13 protein-coding genes are annotated in these 17,914 nt (G+C 66.1%); 8 read left to right on the plus strand and 5 right to left on the minus strand.

What is annotated here, in order from left to right; translation table 11 throughout:
• Positions 1–125 precede the first annotated feature (125 nt).
• Genes L2Y94_RS10500 through L2Y94_RS10515 form a run of 4 tightly spaced genes read left to right on the plus strand, consistent with a single transcriptional unit; the run spans position 126 to position 6,588 of the window.
• Entirely contained in the window at positions 126–2,888 is a 2,763-nt protein-coding gene (locus tag L2Y94_RS10500; RefSeq protein ID WP_425602461.1) for a TonB-dependent receptor, read from the plus strand.
• A 34-nt stretch (positions 2,889–2,922) separates the two neighbouring features.
• Positions 2,923–4,275, plus strand: coding sequence for an APC family permease (locus tag L2Y94_RS10505; protein WP_247375003.1), 1,353 nt, complete (start codon positions 2,923–2,925; stop codon positions 4,273–4,275).
• Positions 4,254–5,201, plus strand: a complete 948-nt coding sequence (locus L2Y94_RS10510) for a carbohydrate kinase family protein (protein WP_247375005.1) — start codon at positions 4,254–4,256, stop codon at positions 5,199–5,201. The genes L2Y94_RS10505 and L2Y94_RS10510 overlap by 22 nt, the downstream gene beginning before the upstream one ends.
• Positions 5,191–6,588 carry a family 4 glycosyl hydrolase gene (locus L2Y94_RS10515; RefSeq protein ID WP_425602452.1) on the plus strand — a complete coding sequence of 466 codons (1,398 nt, stop codon included), beginning with the start codon at positions 5,191–5,193 and terminating at the stop codon, positions 6,586–6,588. The genes L2Y94_RS10510 and L2Y94_RS10515 overlap by 11 nt, the downstream gene beginning before the upstream one ends.
• On the opposite strand, the gene L2Y94_RS10520 is transcribed toward L2Y94_RS10515, so the two are convergent.
• Both L2Y94_RS10520 and L2Y94_RS10525 read right to left on the minus strand, forming a co-directional pair.
• Positions 6,589–9,567, minus strand: coding sequence for a sensor histidine kinase (locus L2Y94_RS10520; protein ID WP_247375009.1), 2,979 nt, complete (start codon positions 9,565–9,567; stop codon positions 6,589–6,591).
• 169 nt (positions 9,568–9,736) lie between these two features.
• The gene (locus L2Y94_RS10525; protein WP_247375011.1) at positions 9,737–10,339 is read right to left on the minus strand and encodes a phosphatase PAP2 family protein; all 603 of its coding nucleotides are present in this window, start codon (positions 10,337–10,339) and stop codon (positions 9,737–9,739) included.
• Positions 10,340–10,413: 74 nt separating this feature from the next.
• Here L2Y94_RS10525 and L2Y94_RS10530 point away from each other — a divergent pair, with 74 nt between their 5' ends.
• The 4 genes from L2Y94_RS10530 (at position 10,414) to L2Y94_RS10545 (ending at position 14,621) form a co-directional block, all read left to right on the plus strand.
• Complete coding sequence (locus tag L2Y94_RS10530; RefSeq protein WP_247375012.1) at positions 10,414–10,845, plus strand: low molecular weight protein-tyrosine-phosphatase; 432 nt, start codon at positions 10,414–10,416, stop codon at positions 10,843–10,845.
• Positions 10,846–11,005: 160 nt separating this feature from the next.
• Positions 11,006–11,695 carry a YjbF family lipoprotein gene (locus L2Y94_RS10535; RefSeq protein WP_247375015.1) on the plus strand — a complete coding sequence of 230 codons (690 nt, stop codon included), beginning with the start codon at positions 11,006–11,008 and terminating at the stop codon, positions 11,693–11,695.
• Positions 11,692–12,483: a capsule biosynthesis GfcC family protein gene (locus tag L2Y94_RS10540; protein WP_247375017.1), complete on the plus strand. Its 792-nt coding sequence runs from the start codon at positions 11,692–11,694 to the stop codon at positions 12,481–12,483. The genes L2Y94_RS10535 and L2Y94_RS10540 overlap by 4 nt, the downstream gene beginning before the upstream one ends.
• A 65-nt stretch (positions 12,484–12,548) precedes the next feature.
• Positions 12,549–14,621 carry a YjbH domain-containing protein gene (locus tag L2Y94_RS10545; protein ID WP_247375019.1) on the plus strand — a complete coding sequence of 691 codons (2,073 nt, stop codon included), beginning with the start codon at positions 12,549–12,551 and terminating at the stop codon, positions 14,619–14,621.
• An 89-nt stretch (positions 14,622–14,710) separates the two neighbouring features.
• On the opposite strand, the gene L2Y94_RS10550 is transcribed toward L2Y94_RS10545, so the two are convergent.
• The 3 genes from L2Y94_RS10550 to L2Y94_RS10560 form a co-directional block, all read right to left on the minus strand.
• On the minus strand, positions 14,711–16,048 hold the full coding sequence (locus L2Y94_RS10550; protein ID WP_247375021.1) for a UDP-glucose dehydrogenase family protein: 1,338 nt from the start codon (positions 16,046–16,048) through the stop codon (positions 14,711–14,713).
• A gap of 24 nt (positions 16,049–16,072) precedes the next feature.
• Complete coding sequence (locus tag L2Y94_RS10555; RefSeq protein ID WP_247375023.1) at positions 16,073–17,188, minus strand: polysaccharide biosynthesis/export family protein; 1,116 nt, start codon at positions 17,186–17,188, stop codon at positions 16,073–16,075.
• Between the two features lie 125 nt (positions 17,189–17,313).
• On the minus strand, positions 17,314–17,682 hold the full coding sequence (locus tag L2Y94_RS10560; RefSeq protein WP_247375026.1) for a hypothetical protein: 369 nt from the start codon (positions 17,680–17,682) through the stop codon (positions 17,314–17,316).
• Between the last annotated feature and the right edge of the window lie 232 nt (positions 17,683–17,914).

Consider the following 17,914-nt stretch of genomic DNA (forward strand, 5'->3'; position numbering starts at 1 on the left):
CGACGTGCCGTCGTGGCGCCGATCCGGTGGCATGACGCACGTGGCATTCGCCACGGGCGCTTCGACGACACTTTCGGGGTGGGGAGCAAGACGTGGCCAAGCAATACGTATTGACGAAGAGGGCGATGGTGGCGGCCGTGTGTGCCGCGCTCGGCATGGGCGCGCTGCATGCGCAGACGGCACCGCAGGGCGGCGCGCCGGCGGCGGCACCGGCCGGGAAGGATCAGAAGCCGACGGCCGACAAGGCCGTGCAGATGAAGGCGCTGAGCGTCGTGGCCAACCGCTACGACGCGACGAACCTGCGCATGGAGTCGACCAACACGGTCGACGTGCTCTCGGCATCGGACCTTCAGCGCACGGCCGTACACAACGTGGCCGAGGCGCTGGGCCTGATGTCGGGTGTGAACGTCACCACGACGGGTACCGGCTATTTCGGCGGCATCGACGGTGCCGCGCGCGGCGAGGGCATGTTCGCGTCGGTGCGAGGCCTGCCGTCGGAGTACAACGTCAATCTCATCAACGGTGCCAACGTCGCGCAAGGCATGCCGTACAGCCGTAGCGTGCAGTTGAGCCTCCTGCCGCCGTCCGGTCTGCAGACCATCGTACTCAACAAGACGTCCACGGCCGAAATGGACGGCGACGCGATCGGCGGCACCATCGATTTCCGCACCCCGAGCGCCTTCGACTTCAAGAAAGATTTCAGCGGCAGCGTGACGGCCAGCGGCCGCGTGGAAAGCCGCGCCCGTGACTATGGCGACAGCGGTCTGGGCGGTGGCCTTGCCGCGGAATTGCAGTCGAAGTTCGGCAGCGAGAAGCAGTTCGGCATCTACGCGAGCGGCTACTACGACTATCGCAATATCGCCAACAGCGAGATCGGGGCCGCCGAAAGCGCGTCCAACGACGGGTCCTGGGCATTCGCGCACGCCAATGCGGACGGTTCGAACGCGGCCGGCTACGATCCGGCGCGCAACCTGACCAGCATCGGCGCCAATGCCGGCATAGCTTCGGGTTTCGAGCGTCGTTACGGCGGCAACGTGTCGCTGGACTGGAACGTGGATCCGACGCTGCATGCCTACGCGAAGATGACCTACGCGTACGCGCTCACCGAGCAGAACACCACGTACAACCAGCTGCTGCCCGCCGACGTCACCTACGTGCCGACCGCCACGCCGGGAGTGTACGCGCCCAACGTCGGACGCATCGCCAACCGCTTCTGGTTCGAGACCAACCCCGAGCGGGCCGACCTCGCCACCATCCAGTTCGGCGCGGACAAGACCGCCGGCGGCTGGACGATCTCGCCCAACGTGTTCTGGAGCATCGGTCGCAACGATCGTCCCGAACACGTGGAAATCGACGGCCGCGAAGACAAGTACTCGCAGGACAACTTCGCCTACAACCGGTCCTCCCTGCTGGGCTATGGCGGCAGCCACTTTCCGTACCCGCAGCTGACCCCGGACCTGGCCAATTCGGTCAACAATATCGCCGGGATGTGGGCAAACGATTACGGCGAAGTCACGCGCATCCGTTCGGGCCAGAAGCGCGGCGGCGCCAAGCTCGACCTGCGCTACGACTTCGAGGACGGCGCGCTGCAGTCGATCAAGTTCGGCGTGAAGTACAGCGACAGCTCGCGCCAGTTCACCAATCGCGACTGGTCCACCGCGGGCATCAACGACGGCGTGACCACGCTGGGCGACCTGGGTATCTTCGACGGTGGCTATTCGTCGATCTTTCCGGGCAAGTATCCGTGGTACACGCCGAAGGTGAGCCGCACCGCCGTGGCCAACCTGATCCAGGACCACCTGGTCGATTCGGACCTGGATACCTGCGGCTCGCTGGACTTCAACAACCTCAATTGCAACACCATGCGCGGCACCGAAGCGGTGAGCGCCGCCTACGCCATGGCGACCGTGAACACGGGCGACGTCGAGATCATCCCTGGCGTGCGCTTCGAGCACACGTCGATCCGCAACACGTTCTGGACCACGCCGCACGATGCCGACGGCAACGAGCAGCCGGGCTATTTCGACAACAACCACACCGTGTACAACGAGCCTTTGGGAAGCCTGTTCGTGAACTGGCGCCCCACCTCCAACGCGGTCTACCGCTTCGCGGTGTGGCAGAGCTATACGCGGCCGGCATTCGTGCAGCTGGGCGGCGGGTCGCAGATCAACGTGTCCGACGGCGTCACCACCATCACCCGCGGCAATCCGAACCTGGATCCGATCAAGGCGACCAACGTGGATCTCGGCGCCGAGTGGACGACGAGCCATGGCGGTTTCTTCTCGTTCTCGGGCTTCTACAAGAAGCTCAAGGACTACATCTACGACAGCGGCGGCGGCCAGGCCAACCCCAATACGCAGGGCGCGGGCACCGTGCTGGTGAAGACGCCGACCAACGGCGGCGACGGTACGCTCCATGGCCTGGAAATGACGGCGCGGCAGAAGTTCGAGTTCCTGCCGCAACCGTTCGACGGGCTGGGCGTCAGCGTCAACGCCACGCGGCAGAACTCCAGGGTGGACCTCGGCATCCCCGGCTTCTCGAACGAACGGCTGCAGGCCGCACCGAGGACCATGGCTAACGCCGAGCTGTTCTACGAGAAGTACGGTTTCTCGATCAACCTGAGCTACCACTACACCGGCTCGTATATTTCCACGTACGACTTCCTCAACCAGGGAGGGCCGTGGGACGACCTGTGGATCCGCCCGATCCGCCGCGTCGACCTGCATGCCGGCTATGCGATGGCGAACGGCCTGCAGTTCGACCTGCAGATCTCCAACCTCACCAAGAACTACCAATACTGGTCGCACATCGGTCGCAACAGCCTGGTCAACTCCGACATCGTCGATGCCGGCATGACCACGCTGTTCACCGTCAAGTACGCGTTCTGACGATGCGGCGTCACGATCGGTACGGAGAACGCGCATGAAGGCCCCCGTGGACGCCCGTACGGTGCCTCCACGGGCCATCGGTCTATGGGGCGGACTTTCCGCCAACGTGCTCAACATGATCGGCATCGGGCCGTTCGTGACGATTCCGTTGGCGTTGTCCGCCCTGGCCGGTCCTTCGGTGTTCCTCGGCTGGATCGCGGGGGCGCTTCTGTGCCTGTGCGACGGGATGGTGTGGGCGGAGCTGGGATCGACCATTCCCGAATCGGGGGGGCCTTACCACTACCTGCGCGAGGCATACGGGCGCGAACGCTTCGGCCGGCTTTTCGGTTTCCTGTACCTCTGGCAGACGTTGCTGACGGCACCGTTGTCGATCGGTTCGGCGGCGGTCGGTTTCGCGCAGTACGCGGGGTATCTCCTGCCTTCGTTGGGGGAGACGGGCAGGGTGCTGGTGGCAGCGGGTTTATGCCTGTTCAACACCGCGGTGCTCTATCGCAAGGTCGGCGACATCCAGAAGCTGTCGCTGGGCATCAGCGTCATCGTTGCCGTGGCGTGCGTCTGGATCGTCGGTAGCGGTATCGCCCATTTCGACCGGGCGATGGCCGCGCACTTCATGCAGGCGCGCAACGACGATGCCCACGGCTTCTGGCTCGGCCTGGGCGCGGTCGCGCTCATCGCCGTATACGACTACGGCGGCTACAACAACGTATGCATGCTGGGCGGAGAGGTGAAGAATCCACGTCGCACCATCCCCATGGCCGTGCTGTTGTCGATTCCCCTGGTGGCGGTGCTGTACCTGGGTCTGAACCTGTCCATCCTCGGCGTGCTGCCCTGGGAGAAGGCGGCGTCGTCGAAGTTCGTGGTGGCCGACTTCATGCAGGCCATCCACGGCGGCACCGGCGGCACGTTGGCGGTGCTGCTGATCCTGCTGGCCAGTTGGGGTTCGGCGCTGGTGGTGCTGCTGGGGTATTCGCGCGTGCCCTACGCGGCCGCGGCGCAGGGACAGTTCTTCAGGCCGTTCGCGCGGTTGCATCCGCGCGACGGCTTTCCCACGGTGTCGCTGGTGTTCGTGGGCGTCACCTCGGCGCTGGCCTGTTTTCTTTCGCTGGAAAGCCTCATCGCCCTCCTGATGGTGGTGCAGATCCTGTTCCAGTACATCGCCCAGTGTTTCGCGGTGGTGATCCTGCGCCGCCGGCATCCCGGTGCGGATGTGTTCCGCATGCCGCTGTATCCCTTGCCCATCGTGGTGAGCGTGGTGGGTTGGCTCTACATCGTGGCGACGAGCGGTACGCGCTCGATCGCCGTGGGCGTCGGCGCGGTCGTCGTCGGCACCCTGGTTTTCCTTTGGCAGGCACGGAGTACCCGATCATGGCCATTCCCGAAAGCATGACGTCGTGGGACGTCGCGGTGGTGGGCGAGATCTACGCCGACCATGTCTTCACCGGCTTCGCGCGCTGGCCCGGACCCGGCGAGGAGGTTCTCGCCGAGCACTACGTGCGCGAACTCGGCGGCGGTTGCGTGAACACCGCCTGCGGTCTTTCCCGGCTCGGGCGGCGCGTGCGCCTCGTGGGCCTCATCGGCGACGCGGATTTCGACTGGTTCGAAAGCCGCCTGGGCGACTTCGGCGTCGGCATGGGCGGCATCCGCCTCGGTGCCGAGGCCACGGGCATCACCGTCAGCGTGTCCACGCGCGACGACCGCTCGTTCTTTACGTGGCCGGGCGCCAACAAGGGGCTGGCCGATCTGCTCGACGACTCCGCCGTGCTCGCCGACCTGCTTGCGGCGCGGCACGTGCATTTCGCCATGCCCTTGCCGCGGCACATCGCCGCCGAGCTGCTGCCGAAGCTTCGCCAGGCCGGCCGGACGACATCGCTCGACGTGGGCTATTCGCCCGAGTGGTTGACCGACCCACGCCATCTCGAGACCTGCCGCGAGATCGATTACCTGCTGCCCAACCGCAAGGAAGCCGCACTGCTCTGCGGAGAGGACGGCCCGGACGCGTATGCCGCGTGGGCCTGGGCCGAAGGCCTTCCGCGCGCGGTGCTCAAGCTCGGCGCCGAGGGCGCGCTGGTGGTCGACGCCGACGGCGTGAGCCGCATCGCCGCGCCGTGCGTCGACGCCCTGGACACCACCGGCGCAGGCGATGCCTTCGACGCCGGTCTCATCGATGCCTTGCTCGACGAGGCGCCGTTCGGTCGTTGCGTGGAGCGCGCCTGCGTATGCGGCGCGCTATGCACGACCGCTGCCGGCGCCTTGCGGGCGCTACCCGATTCCCTTCAATTGAGGACACTGCGTGAACAGACGTATGGACCGTAAGATCGCCCTGGTCGGCGGAGGCGGCGTGCGTTCGCCGTTGGTGGTATTCGGCGTGAACGAGGCGATGCAGGACCTCGGCGCCGCGGAGATGGTGCTTTACGATCCCGACCCGGCGCGCCTGCGCATCATGGTCGACCTGGGCAAGGCCATCGTGTCGCGCTTCGGCGGCGAGCTTCGCCTGCGTGGCGCGACGTCGCTGGAAGACACCATCGAGGGCGCCGACTTCGTGCTCAACAGCATCCGCATCGGCGGCATCGCGGGCCGCGCCGCGGACGAGCGCGTGGCCATCGAGCACGGCTATCCGGGCCAGGAAACGACCGGACCGGCCGGCATCGCGATGGGACTGCGCACGATTCCCGTGGCGATCGAGCAGGCCCGGCTGGTGGAACGGCTGAGCCCCGACGCCTGGCTGGTGAACTTCACCAATCCCGCCGGGCTCATCACGCAGGCCGTGAGCGACCACAGCAAGGCGCGCATCGTCGGCATCTGCGATACGCCGACGGAGCTGTTCCACAACATCGCCCATGCGCTGGGCGAACCGGCGCACGAGGTGGAATGCGACTACGTGGGCCTCAATCACCTGGGGTGGGTGCGCAGCGTGCGCGTGCGCGGGGAAGAGGTCATCGACCGCCTGCTGGCCAGCGACGAGCTGCTGCGAAAACTCTACCTCGCGCCGTTGTTCGACTTCGACATGATCCGCACCTTGCGGCTCATTCCCACCGAGTACCTGTTCTTCTACTACGAGCGGTCGCGCGCGCTGGAAAACCAGCGTCGCCAGGGCGGAAGCCGGGGAGCCGAGATCCAGCGTCTCAACGACGACCTGCTCGCGGCGCTCACCTCGCGCCTGGATGCCGGCGACGGCGACGGCGCGGTGGACATCTACGCGGCCTACCTCAACCAGCGCTCCGGTTCATACATGAAACTGGAAGCCGAAGGCGGTTCGGCCTTCGACCAGGGCGTGAGCCTGCAGGGCGATCCGTTCCGCGTGGCCACGGGTTACCACCGCATCGCCATCGACGTGATGAGCGCGCTCACCGGGGCGAAGCCCGCGCGCATCGTGGTGAACACGCGCAATCGCGGCGCCGTACCCGACCTGCCGCACGACGATATCGTCGAGATCGCCTCGGATATCGGTCTCGACGGCATCGTGCCGCGCCCGGTCGATCCCTTGCCCGATGCGGTGAACGGCCTGGTGCGTTCGGTGAAGGCCTACGAGCGCGCCGCCATCGCGTCGGTGCTCGACCGCCGGCGGTTGGGCGCCCGCAAGGCCATGCTCATCCATCCGGCCATCGGCGAGTGGACGCCTTCGGCGGCCTTGCTCGACGGGTTGCTGGGCCATGCCGGCGACGACGGCGAGTGCCTTTGCCACGGGCCGATGCGGCGCTGATCAGGCGTCGCGCCGGTAGGCGCGCGACGAGGGAATGCCGATGCGCAGCTCGGTACCCTTGTCCGCGCCGGGGTGGATGTCCGCCTGGCCGCCGATGCGGCGCGCACGTTCGCGGATGCCGGTGAGGCCCCAGTGGCGCGAGCCGTCGTTGCCCACCGTCGACTGGGGGTCGATGCCCTTGCCGTCGTCGCGGATCACCAGCGTGAACAGCCGCGAGGTAAAAATCATCTCGATGGTCACGCTGCGTGCGTCGGCATGCCGTTGCACGTTGAGCAGGGCCTCGCGGCCGATGTAATAGAGCTCGTCTTCCGCGAGCGGATCGAGTGCGCGGGGCGTGCCTCGCGTCTGCGTGACGATCTGCACCCCGAGGTTTTCCAGGTCGTCGCCGTAGCGCCGCAGGCGGTCGGCCAGCGTGCCGGCATAAGGCACATGCTCGCGCAGGTCCTGCACGCGATCGCGGCCTTCGACGATCAATCGCTCGGCGCGGTCGATGGCCTGTTCGAGGGAACGCTTGCCGCCGTCGGTTTCCGGCAGGCGGTCGACGATGGCCTGGAAGCGCAGGACGAGCCCCTGCGCGCCCTGCAACAGGGTATCGTGCAACTCGCGGGCGATGCGCTCGCGCTCTTCGTAGCGTTCGCGAAGCCGGACGCGGAGCTGCCGGGTCAGCCCGCGCACGCGGAGTCGATGGGCCAGCCAGATCGCCAGCGCCACGATCACGCCGCACAGCAGCTTGAACCAGGGGCCTTCGAAGAACGTGGGCACCACGGTGAGCACGGCTTCGGCGGGCCGACCCCAGTGGCGGCCGTCGTAGGACGCCTCCACCGTCAGGTGGTATTCGCCGGGATGCATCTGCGTGTAGCGCAACTCACGCTGGCGATCGAGCGACGTCCAGATCGTCATGCCCGGGTCCATCTGGTAGCGGAAGCGCACGCCGCTCGGTCGCGCGGGGGCGATGGCCGCATAGCGCACGATGAAATCGCGGTGCGCGGGGTCCAGGCGTATGTCGTCGAGGGGAAAGAACTGGTTGACCGAGGATACCGAGCGGATGACGGTGTCGGGCGGAGGAGGCGTGGGCGGCAGATAGCCGGCGTCGAGACGAAGCAGGCTCTCGGCGCGGGCGAACCACAGGGTTCCGTCGCGCGTGGCGACCAGCGTGGGCAAGGGTCGCACGGTCTGCACGCCGTCGGTGACGCCGTCGTCCGCCGTGAGCAGGTTCACGTCCACATGCCGGCTGCCGTCGAGGAGCGCGCGCTGGATGTCGGCATGGGCGAGCCACGCGATGCCCGAGTCGGCGTTGACCCAGATCGTATCGTCCGGGCGAGTGCCTATGCCCGTGGCACCTTCCAGCACGCCGCCGGGAGAGGTCGTGATGCGCTCGACGCGGTCGCCATCGATCACGGCAAACCCGTGCTCGCCAGAGACGTAGACGCAGCCTTCGACGGAGTCGATCGCGGTGATGGCGCCGATCTCCAGGTTCGGTTCGGGAAGAACCCGGCGAAAGGTGTCGCCCTGCGCACGTATGAGGCTGCCGTCGGCATAGCCGAACCAGGCCGTGCCGTCATGATCGACATGGATCACCATGGGGCTGCCCGGCGGCAGTTCGTCGCTGGCGGGTTTCCACGAGCCGTCGGTATCCGCGCGGTAAAGTCCCTGGAAGGCCACGCTCAGCCAGAGCCGGCCCGAGGCATCCCTTCCCATGGCCTGTACGACCCCGGGTGCGCCGCTTTTCGCGGCGGGGAAGGATGTTTCCTCGATCTTGCCGTCGTTCATGCGCCACAAGCGGCCATGCCCGCCCAACCAGATGCCTCCCCGCGGATCGGGATAGGCCATCGTGAGGCCCTCGTCGAATCCCGGCAGGACCGAGGGCGTGCCGCTGAGCTTCCACAGGTGGTCGGGCGTCGGATTATGGTTGTCGGTACCCGTCCACATCCGCCCCTGGGCATCCTCGAACGGCGAGAAATAGAGCGGAAACGCGGGAAGGTTGATCCGTGTCAGCGCACCCTCGCGCAACAGGTCGACCCCGCCCTTGGTGCCGAGCCATACGTTGCCTTCGCGATCCTCGAGCGCGGTCATGACCGCCGGCGAAGACAGCTCGAGCGCGGGCAGGTCGTTGGTGTCCTTGAACGACTCCCAAGGCCGGAAGGCCGAGCCACGCAGGCTGAAGGCACCGTCGCGGCACAGCCCCGATTTGCACGCGACCATCCATAGCGCGCCGGCACGGTCGATGAAACGCGTCGCACTGTTGGCGCGACGGGCGTGCGCATGCGGATGCGGTCGTCCCCAGTCGCCGGGGAGCGGCGCCGCGCCTTTTCCGTCCAGCATCCACAAGCGGCCGGACGGGTCTTCCAGCAAGTACGACCATTTGTCGAAATGGACGCCCGAGGCCACGAACGCCCTGGCGTGCGGGCTCAACACGAACCACTGCGTGCCGGAAGACGCCCAGAGGTTGCCCTGGCGATCTTCGACCAGATCGTCCACGTCGGGTGGCGACGAAGGCGCCGGCGACCATTCCTGTCCGTCGTACCGGTACAGCACGCCGCGCGCGTTGGCCCATATGCGGCCGTCGGCATCGCCCGCGAAGGCGTCGATCGCTATGTTGGCCGGCAGTCCATCCGCCTCGTCATAACGCTGGATGGTGCCGTTGCGCAGGCGTACGGCACCGCCGTTGGCCTGGGATACCCAGAGGTCCCCGCCCTTGGCGGCATACAGGGCCCACGTGGCATCGGTGCGCGGCGAGCCGGGGGGCCGCAGGGTGATCCGCGTGAAATCGAAGCCGTCGTAGCGGTAGAGGCCGGTGCGGGTGCTGAACCACAGTTGCCCGTCCTCGGTCTGCGCGATGAAGGATACGCCGCTGGGAGCACCATCCTCGCGATGGTAGGCCGTGTGGAGGAGGGTGGACGAGGGTTTTGCCTCTTCCATGGCGGATGCCGCCAGGGGCATCGCGAGCCAAAGGGCGATGGCCATCACGAAACGAGCCATGCGCCACGAGCGCCCGCGTGGCGCCCCCCTGCGGCCTTGGGACAGTTCAGAACCTAGCATGGGCGGATGGTGGCACAGGCCGCGGCGGGCGTCTTGGCTCCATTGCCGCGCGGACGGGGAAGCGCGTGGCGGTTTCGGCGAAAATCCGCCTCGCCAGGCACTGGGCCGATCATCGCGACGCGTGTCGAACGAAGACGTGCCCGTGTCCGCTCAATGCCTTCGCCACGTCCTGCAACAGATGCTGCGAGGGAAAAACCCGCCCATAGCAGAGCAGGCCGATCGCCATGACGCCGACGGCCATGGTCCATGGCCTGGATGGCGATACGTCGGGCGACGCGGGTGTGCCGCCGATGAACCACGCCGCCGACAGGCTTCCGGCGAGTGCGCCGAGCAGCACCTCCGACACGCTGTGCACCTCCAGCGCCAGCCGCGATATCGCCACCCCGATGCCGACGAGAAGCCCCGCGACGATCGCGGCACCTCGCCAGCGACCGCGAACGAGCAGCGCGCCCATCGACGTCCATACCAGCAGCGAAAGCGCCGTGTGCCCGCTGAACCCGGTGTAGTCGAGTCCCGGTGGACCGATGCCCCAGCCCATGAACAGCAATTTAGACAGCGCCACGACGCCGCCGCAGGCGATCGCGGCGGCCAGCCAGCGAAGCGCGTCACGAGGCCGGCGATCGATCCATGCCAGGCAGACCGCCAGCCAGGCGATGAGGGGAAGCAGGAGCGCGCTGTCGCCCAGAGCCGTGACGAGACGCCACGTCGTCATTCGGCGGGCCTGGTTATGATGTTCGTCGTGTTCATCGCATTCTTCGAAAACGTGTCGGGAGTATCGCAGTACCTATGTTCGAACGGATACTGATCGTCTGCGTGGGCAACATCTGCCGCAGTCCCACGGCGGAGTATGTCCTGCGCCACCGCCTCGGCGATCGTGCGCGCATCGGCAGCGCGGGACTGAGCGCGATGGTGGGCTACCCTGTCGAACCCACCGCGTTGGCGTTGCTTCGCGAGCACGGCATCGACGGCGAAGCGCATCGCGCACGCCAACTCGATGCGCGCCTGCTTCGCGAGTCCGACCTCGTGCTCGCCATGGAACGGTCGCACGTCGACACCATTCGCCGGCTCGCGCCGGAGTCGAGCGGCAAGGTGTCCATGATGGATCGATGGCTCGGCGGGAAAGGCATTCCCGATCCCTATCGCCAGCAGCGTCGCGCCTTCGAACATGTCTACGAGCTGATCGACGAAAGCGTAAACAGCTGGCTGCCGTATCTCTAGTCGCGTGGCGTGATGCCAGTCAGTTTTCAGTCCGTTTCGATCCTGTAGTGTTCAACAGGACGTGCGGCGACCTTCCGTCGACGCCACGTTCACATCAGTGCAGTCCTTGCACGCCCCGCCCAGGGGCTCGACACCTTACCTACCGGACCGATCACTGATCTTGGCTTGGCCCGACGAGAATAAACGCGCGCACGTCGCGCCACGGCGTTTCTGGCCCGGTGGACTGGCACTGGTGCTGTGCATGCTCGCCGGGTGTTCCCCGGTATCGCGCGGCAGCCTTCAGTCGATCCGTCTCGCCATGCACGGAGAACGGGTCGATCCGACGGCCGAATCGGTTGCATCGAGCCCTTATTACCAGCTCCAGGTGAACACGCCGGGTGGCGAGGCCATCCTGATTCTCGCCAAGACGGAGCAAGGCAGGCTCGGATGGTACGGGACGGGAAACGATATCGTCTTTACGCGCGATGGCCTCATCGTCAAAACCGTGGGGCTGCCGCAGAACCTCGACGATTCCGCGTTCCCGCAACGTGATCCGTTTCGCGAAGGGCTACAGCACGTCACGGCCCCCATCGATTACGCAAGGCGCCTGGACTGGTCGCCCGGTTATCGCTACGGCAACGTCCTGCAGGCCCATCTCGTCCCGGGTGCGACGGAAGACATCGATATCCTCGGTACCGTGCACAGGCTTCGTCGCATCGACGAACATCTCTCGGGGCCCGGCGTCGACCTGGCCAACCGCTACTGGATCGATCCGGTCGACGGCTTCATCTGGAAAAGCAGGCAGTACGTCGCTCCGGGGTATCCCGTCGAAGCGATCCAGTTGCGTCCCTACCGGGGGAATGCCCCGTGAAGCGGGCACGTTTCTCGGTCGGCCTGCTTCTCCTGCTGTCGACGTCGGCGGCCTTCGCGCAATCGGCGGCGTCGCTGCGCGTGTCCGCCGAGGGTGCCGTGGGCCGCCCCGGCTCGGCCGTCTATCCATCCGACGCGCGGCTTTCGACGGTGGCCCTGGCCGCGCACGTCGACCTCGACGCCTACCTTCTGGGCGCGGCGTGGCTTAGGCCCGAACTGGAGCGCGACCAGCTTCGCCTGCATGCGGGCGTCGTCTACGAGCTCGGTGCGATTCGCCGTGCGGCGATGGCCTCGGGCGACGACGCCCTGGCCGATGCGGGAGCCGCCTTCCAGCGATGGTTCGCGGGCCTGCCGGTCACGGGACGCCGCACGGGCGTGACGCTCGATCCTTCCCGCCTCGAGGTCACACCGGCGGAAGACTGGCCCGTGCACGACGGCGACCGCCTGTTCTATCCCCGACGCCCGAACGACATCCGCGTGGTCGGTGCCGTCGCGAAACCCTGTCGCCTGCCCCAGGTAGCGACGCGCGACGCGCGGCGCTACCTGGCCGACTGCCCCCGATCGCCCGCGGCCGATCCGGATGCCATCTACGTCGTGCAGCCCGACGGCGTGGTGTTCAGGCAGAACGTGGCCTTGTGGAATCGCGATGCCGCCAGGGTTCTGGCCCCGGGCGCCTGGATCTACGTTCCCTTCGCCGAGAAAGCCATCGCGGGTGCCACGGACGGCCGGTTCAATCGCGACGTCGCGGACTTCCTCGCCACCCAGTTGCTCGACGAGGGGGCGCGTTAGTGCGGCGGCGGGTGTGGCGAGGGTGCCGTCGCGCGGGGTGGGTCCTATGGGCCGGCGGGTTCGCGATGGCGGCTTCCGCACAGGAAACCTACACGCAGAGCGATTTCGGCGGCGTGGGCCTGTTGCAGTCGCCCACCGCGCGCATGGCCCAGGAGGGCGAGTTCAGTTTCGTGCTCAGCCGGGCCACGCCCTATACCAACTACAACGTCTCATTGCAGCCGATCCCCTGGCTGGAAGCCTCGTTTCGCTACACCAACGTGAGCAATCGCCTGTACGGCCCGCGTTCGCTCAGCGGCGACCAGACGTACAAGGACAAATCGATCGACGTCAAGGTCAGGCTCTGGCAGGAAACACGCTGGTGGCCGGCGGTTTCCGTGGGTACGCGGGACATCGGCGGCACCGGACTGTTCTCCAGCGAATACATCGTCACCAGCAAGCGCGTGGGGCCGCTGGATTTCAGCCTGGGCCTGGCCTGGGGTTACATCGGCAACCGCGGCGACATCGCCAATCCGCTGAACGTCATCAGCGATCGGTTCCGCACGCGACCGAGCAACGGCACGCAGACCGGTGCGCTCAGCATCAACAAGTTCCTGCGCGGCCGTCCCGGTTTCTTCGGCGGGGTGGAATATCGCTCGCCGTGGGAATGGCTCGTGCTGAAGGCCGAGCTGGACGGCAACGACTACAAGCATCAGCCGCAGAAGAACAACCAGCCGCAGCGCTGGCCGGTGAATCTCGGCGCCGTGTTTCGCCTGAACCGCAACGTGGATCTCACCCTCGGCTACGAGCGAGGCAAGGTCGCCACCGCCGCGTTGAACCTGCACGCCAACCTGGCGACCCACGTCGATCCGCCGAAGTCGTTCGATCCGCCGCCCGAACCGGTCTCCTTCACCTCGACCCCCGTGGAAGCACCTCCGGACAGGCGTCCCCCGGAGCAGGTCGATTGGCAAGACGTGGCCAGGCGCCTCGGCGCCAACGCGGGCATCGACGTGAGCAGCATCCGTCGTCGCGGTTCGGAACTGGTCATCCACGGACAGCAGAACCGGTTCTTCTACACCTCCGAAGGGGTGGGCCGCGCGACGCGTATCGTGGACAACCGCCTCGACGGCAGCGTCGACTGGGTCACCGTCTCCGCCGAACGCAACGGGCTGAATACGGTGGATACCAGCGTGCATCGGCCGAAGTTCATCGAGCTTCTCGATCACCGCATCGACCTGCCGACCTTCCGGCGCAGCGTCGAGCAGGACCCCGTGACCGCCCGCGACGAGGAGATCCTTTACCGGGCCCCGTTGAAGCGGCTGACGGGCGGCGTGTCGCTGGGTTACCAGCAGAACGTCGGCGGCCCGGACGCTTTCGTGCTCTACCAGGTCTACGGCGCGGGTTCGGCCACGTTCAACATCACCCGCAACCTGTGGCTCGACGGCGTGCTCGCGGTGAACATCAAGAACAACTACGACCAGTTCAGGTACGACGCGCCGAGCAGGTTGCCACGCGTGCGTACGGACATCCGCAAATACCTCACCAGTTCCGACGTGACGCTACCCAATTTTCAGCTCACCGGCACGCGTCACCTGGGGCAGGACCTCTACGGCCTGGCTTATGCCGGCCTGCTGGAAGACATGTACGCGGGCGCGGGCGGCGAGGTGCTTTACCGTCCCTTCGGCGAACGCTGGGCCTTCGGTGCCGACCTGAACTGGGTGCGGCAACGCGGATTCAAGCAGGATTTCTCGCTGCGCCATTACCACGTCATCACGGGGCAGGCGACGGGCTACCTCGATACCGGCTTCCACAACGTGACGGTGGCGGTGAGCGTCGGCCGCTACCTGGCCGGCGATTGGGGTACCACCATCGACGTGTCGCGGCAGTTCGCCAATGGCGCGCGGATGGGAGCGTATGCCACGGTGACCAACAAGTCCGGCGCGGCGGGGTATGGCGAAGGCAGTTTCGACAAGGGCATCTACGTGTCGATTCCGTTCGACATGCTGTTGCCCAGCTCGACGCGCAATCGCGCGACCCTGTTGTGGCAGCCTCTGCAACGTGACGGCGGTGCGCGACTGAACAAGCGTTACACGCTCTATACGCTGACCAACGACCTGGACGGCGATCTGTTTGACAAGAACCTGGGCAAGATCACGCAGTAAGGCAACCTGGATTCGCCGATACGATCGGCTCCCACCCCTTCGGTAGGCGATGTTTCCAGGACATGCCTACCGAAGGATCGTATCGGCGATCAGCGCTGCAGCGAGCGACCCCGCCCGATGCCGTAGTAGGCGATCCCGGCGTCCTCGACGACCTGCGGATCGTAGAGATTGCGGCCATCGAAGATGGCGGGCTCCTTCAATGCCGCCTTGATGCGGGCGAAGTCCGGGCTGCGAAACGCCTTCCATTCCGTCGCCAGGGCCAGTACGTCGGCCCCAGCCAGCGCGTCATAAGGCGAATCGCACAGCACCAGGTCCGCCCGCTGTCCATAGATGCGCGACGTCTCCGCACGCGCCTCCGGATCGTAAGCGCGAACGCGCACGCCGGCGTCCCACAACGACTCCATCAGCCGCCGACTCGGCGCCTCGCGCATGTCGTCCGTGTTCGGCTTGAACGCCAGCCCCCACAGGGCCACCGTGCGGCCCTGGAGCTTTCCGTCGAAATGCCGGTGGATCTGCTCGAACAGGCGCGTCTTCTGCGAATGGTTGACGGCCTCGACCATGGAGAGCAGCCGAGCATCGTAGTCATGCGAGCGCGCGATACGCTCCAATGCCTGGACGTCCTTGGGGAAACACGATCCGCCGTACCCGACGCCCGGGTAGATGAAGTGGTACCCGATACGGGGATCGGCACCGATACCCTGGCGTACGAGTTCCACGTCGGCGCCCACGCGCTCGGCGATGTTGGCGATCTCGTTCATGAAGCTGATCTTCGTCGCCAGCATGGCGTTGGCGGCGTACTTGGTCAGTTCGGCCGATCGCTCGTCCATCACCACCATGCGGTCGTGATTGCGGTTGAACGGCGCGTAGAGCTTGCGCAGGCGCGCCACGGCGCGATCGCTCGATGCGCCGACGACGACCCGATCCGGCCTCAGGCAGTCTTCGACCGCATCGCCTTCCTTCAGGAATTCGGGGTTGGACACCACGTCGAACTCGATCTGGGCACCACGGGACGCCAACACGTCGTCGATGGCTCTGCGCACGCGGTCGGCCGTGCCCACCGGTACCGTGGACTTGTTGACCACCACCGCGTAGCGGTCCAGGTGGGTGCCGATCGTGCGCGCGACGCCGAGCACGTACTTCAGGTCGGCGCTGCCATCCTCATCGGGGGGCGTGCCCACCGCGATGAAGATGAGTTCGCCGTGGGCGATGGCGGGGGCGGGATCGGTGGTGAATTCCAGTTGTCCCGCGGCATGGTTGCGCTTGACGATGGGCTCCAGGCCGGGTTCGTAAATGGGAATGATGCCGTTGCGCAGGCCTTCCACCTTGGCCTCGTCCACGTCCACGCAGACCACGTGGTTTCCCATTTCCGCAAGACAGGCACCGGTGACGAGTCCCACGTAACCGGTGCCGAAGATCGTTACCTTCATGCGTATCGCCTTCTGAGCGTTGAATCAGAGATTCTGGTCGCGGTCCAGGTTGTATTGCGCACTGGTCGCGTTGTTGAGCAGCCCCGACGAGGGAAGCAGCTGGCTGATGAAGCGGTTCCAGCGGGTGATGCCCGCGGGACCGACATAAATGACGTCGCCAGGCTTGACGGAGAATTGCGAGGCCACGGCGTAGGCCGAAGGCGATGTGTTGTCGAGCTGGTAAATCGACGCGGGGGCCTTTTCCATGTCGTCGACGCCGCGGATCACGTAGACGGATTTGCCGCGCGCGCTCGCCTGGTTCAGGCCGCCCGAGCGGCCCAGCGCCTGGGTCAGGCTCAGGTCGCTGGTCTTGAAGGGAATGGCCTGCGGACGTCCCACTTCGCCGAGCACATACACCTCGTGGCGATCGTTGTACGGCAGGTAGATGCTGTCACCGCCCTTGAGATAGACCTCCTGGCTCCCCCCGGGCGAATGCGACAGGGCATCGAGGTCGAGATGGTATTCCTGGCCGTCGCGGCGCAGCACCACGTCCGACAGGTCGGCCAACTGCGCGTTCACGCCGGCGGCACCGATGGCCTGCGACAGCGTGAGGGGATTCACCGTGATGTTCTGCGGATCGGTTCTCACGAAGGCACCGCCGAGCGTCACCTTCTGGCTGCCGTAGGCCACGATGCTGATGTCGACCTGCGGTTTCTCGATGTATTTGGTCAGACGGTCGGTGATGGCGACGCGGAGCTCTTCCAGGGTGAGCCCGGAGGCCTTGAGCAGGCCCACGTAGGGGTAGAAGAGGGTGCCATCGGGCCTTACCAGGCGGCCGTTGGCGGACGTCTGTTGTTGCGAACCGGCCGGAGACGTCAGCTCGGGATGCTCCCAGATGGTGATGTAGAGCGAATCGCCCGGCCCGATGCGATAGGGCTCAGGGCGATAGGCCACCAGTCCGGGATCGATACCCGCCGAGACCGCGCTCGCCTTGTCCATGGCGATCAGCTTGGGCGTGATGGGGATCAGCTGGTAACGGCTCCCCGTCGCGCTCTCCTTGTCGTTCAGCTCGCCGGTTTTCATGTGCTGGCCGGGCGCCAGGACGCACGCGTTCAGGAAAAGGCAGCACCCGGCCAGACCGAGAGTCGGCAGAAACTTCATCGTTTGAGGGATCCTTCGGTCGCCTGGCTGCTCGGGGGCGAGCCATCGGCGCACTTGAACTCACGTTTCGTTAACGTAACGGGGGAGGCTGGGGGACATCTAGACGTCCAAACGTCGATTTGGCCTCAACGCGTGCCGGACGTTCCACCGGTGCCGCCGGTGCCGCCCGTACCTCCGGTACCACCCGTACCGCCCGTGCCATCGTTGCCGGTACCGGACGTATCGTTCGCCGTGGCGCCCGTCGCCGCCGCCATCGCAGCCGTGCCGGCACCGACGCGCGCGGGTGCCATGGCGCCTTTCGAAGCCTGTTTCGCCTCGTTCGGAGTGGCAACCCGCGGCGCCTGCGACGGCGAGGCGTCGTTCGTGGAGGCGCGACGGCTTTGGGCGAACGCGGGAACCGCTATCGCGAGAATCGTGCAGGCAAGCAACAGACGCTTCATCATCGTCTCCTGTTGGGATTTGAGGTGGGTGACGCGCACGTCGTGCACATTCATGAACGCGTATCGCGGTACGCGACGCATACGCCATTCACTGCCAACCGTCGTCGACAATCAAGTCAATACGCTGAACGTCGCGTTCGCGAAACTCTTTCTGTGACACGACACGCAAATTTTTGCCAATCGGATTGCTGTGAACTTCGTGGCGATGCAGCATCGGTCACAGCTACTCGCAAGTGAGAACACCTTGCACCACCGAACCCGGCGATCCTAGGGTCCGGTCTTACCG

Origin of the sequence: Luteibacter aegosomatis (genome assembly GCF_023078455.1) — a bacterium.
GTDB lineage: Bacteria > Pseudomonadota > Gammaproteobacteria > Xanthomonadales > Rhodanobacteraceae > Luteibacter > Luteibacter aegosomatis.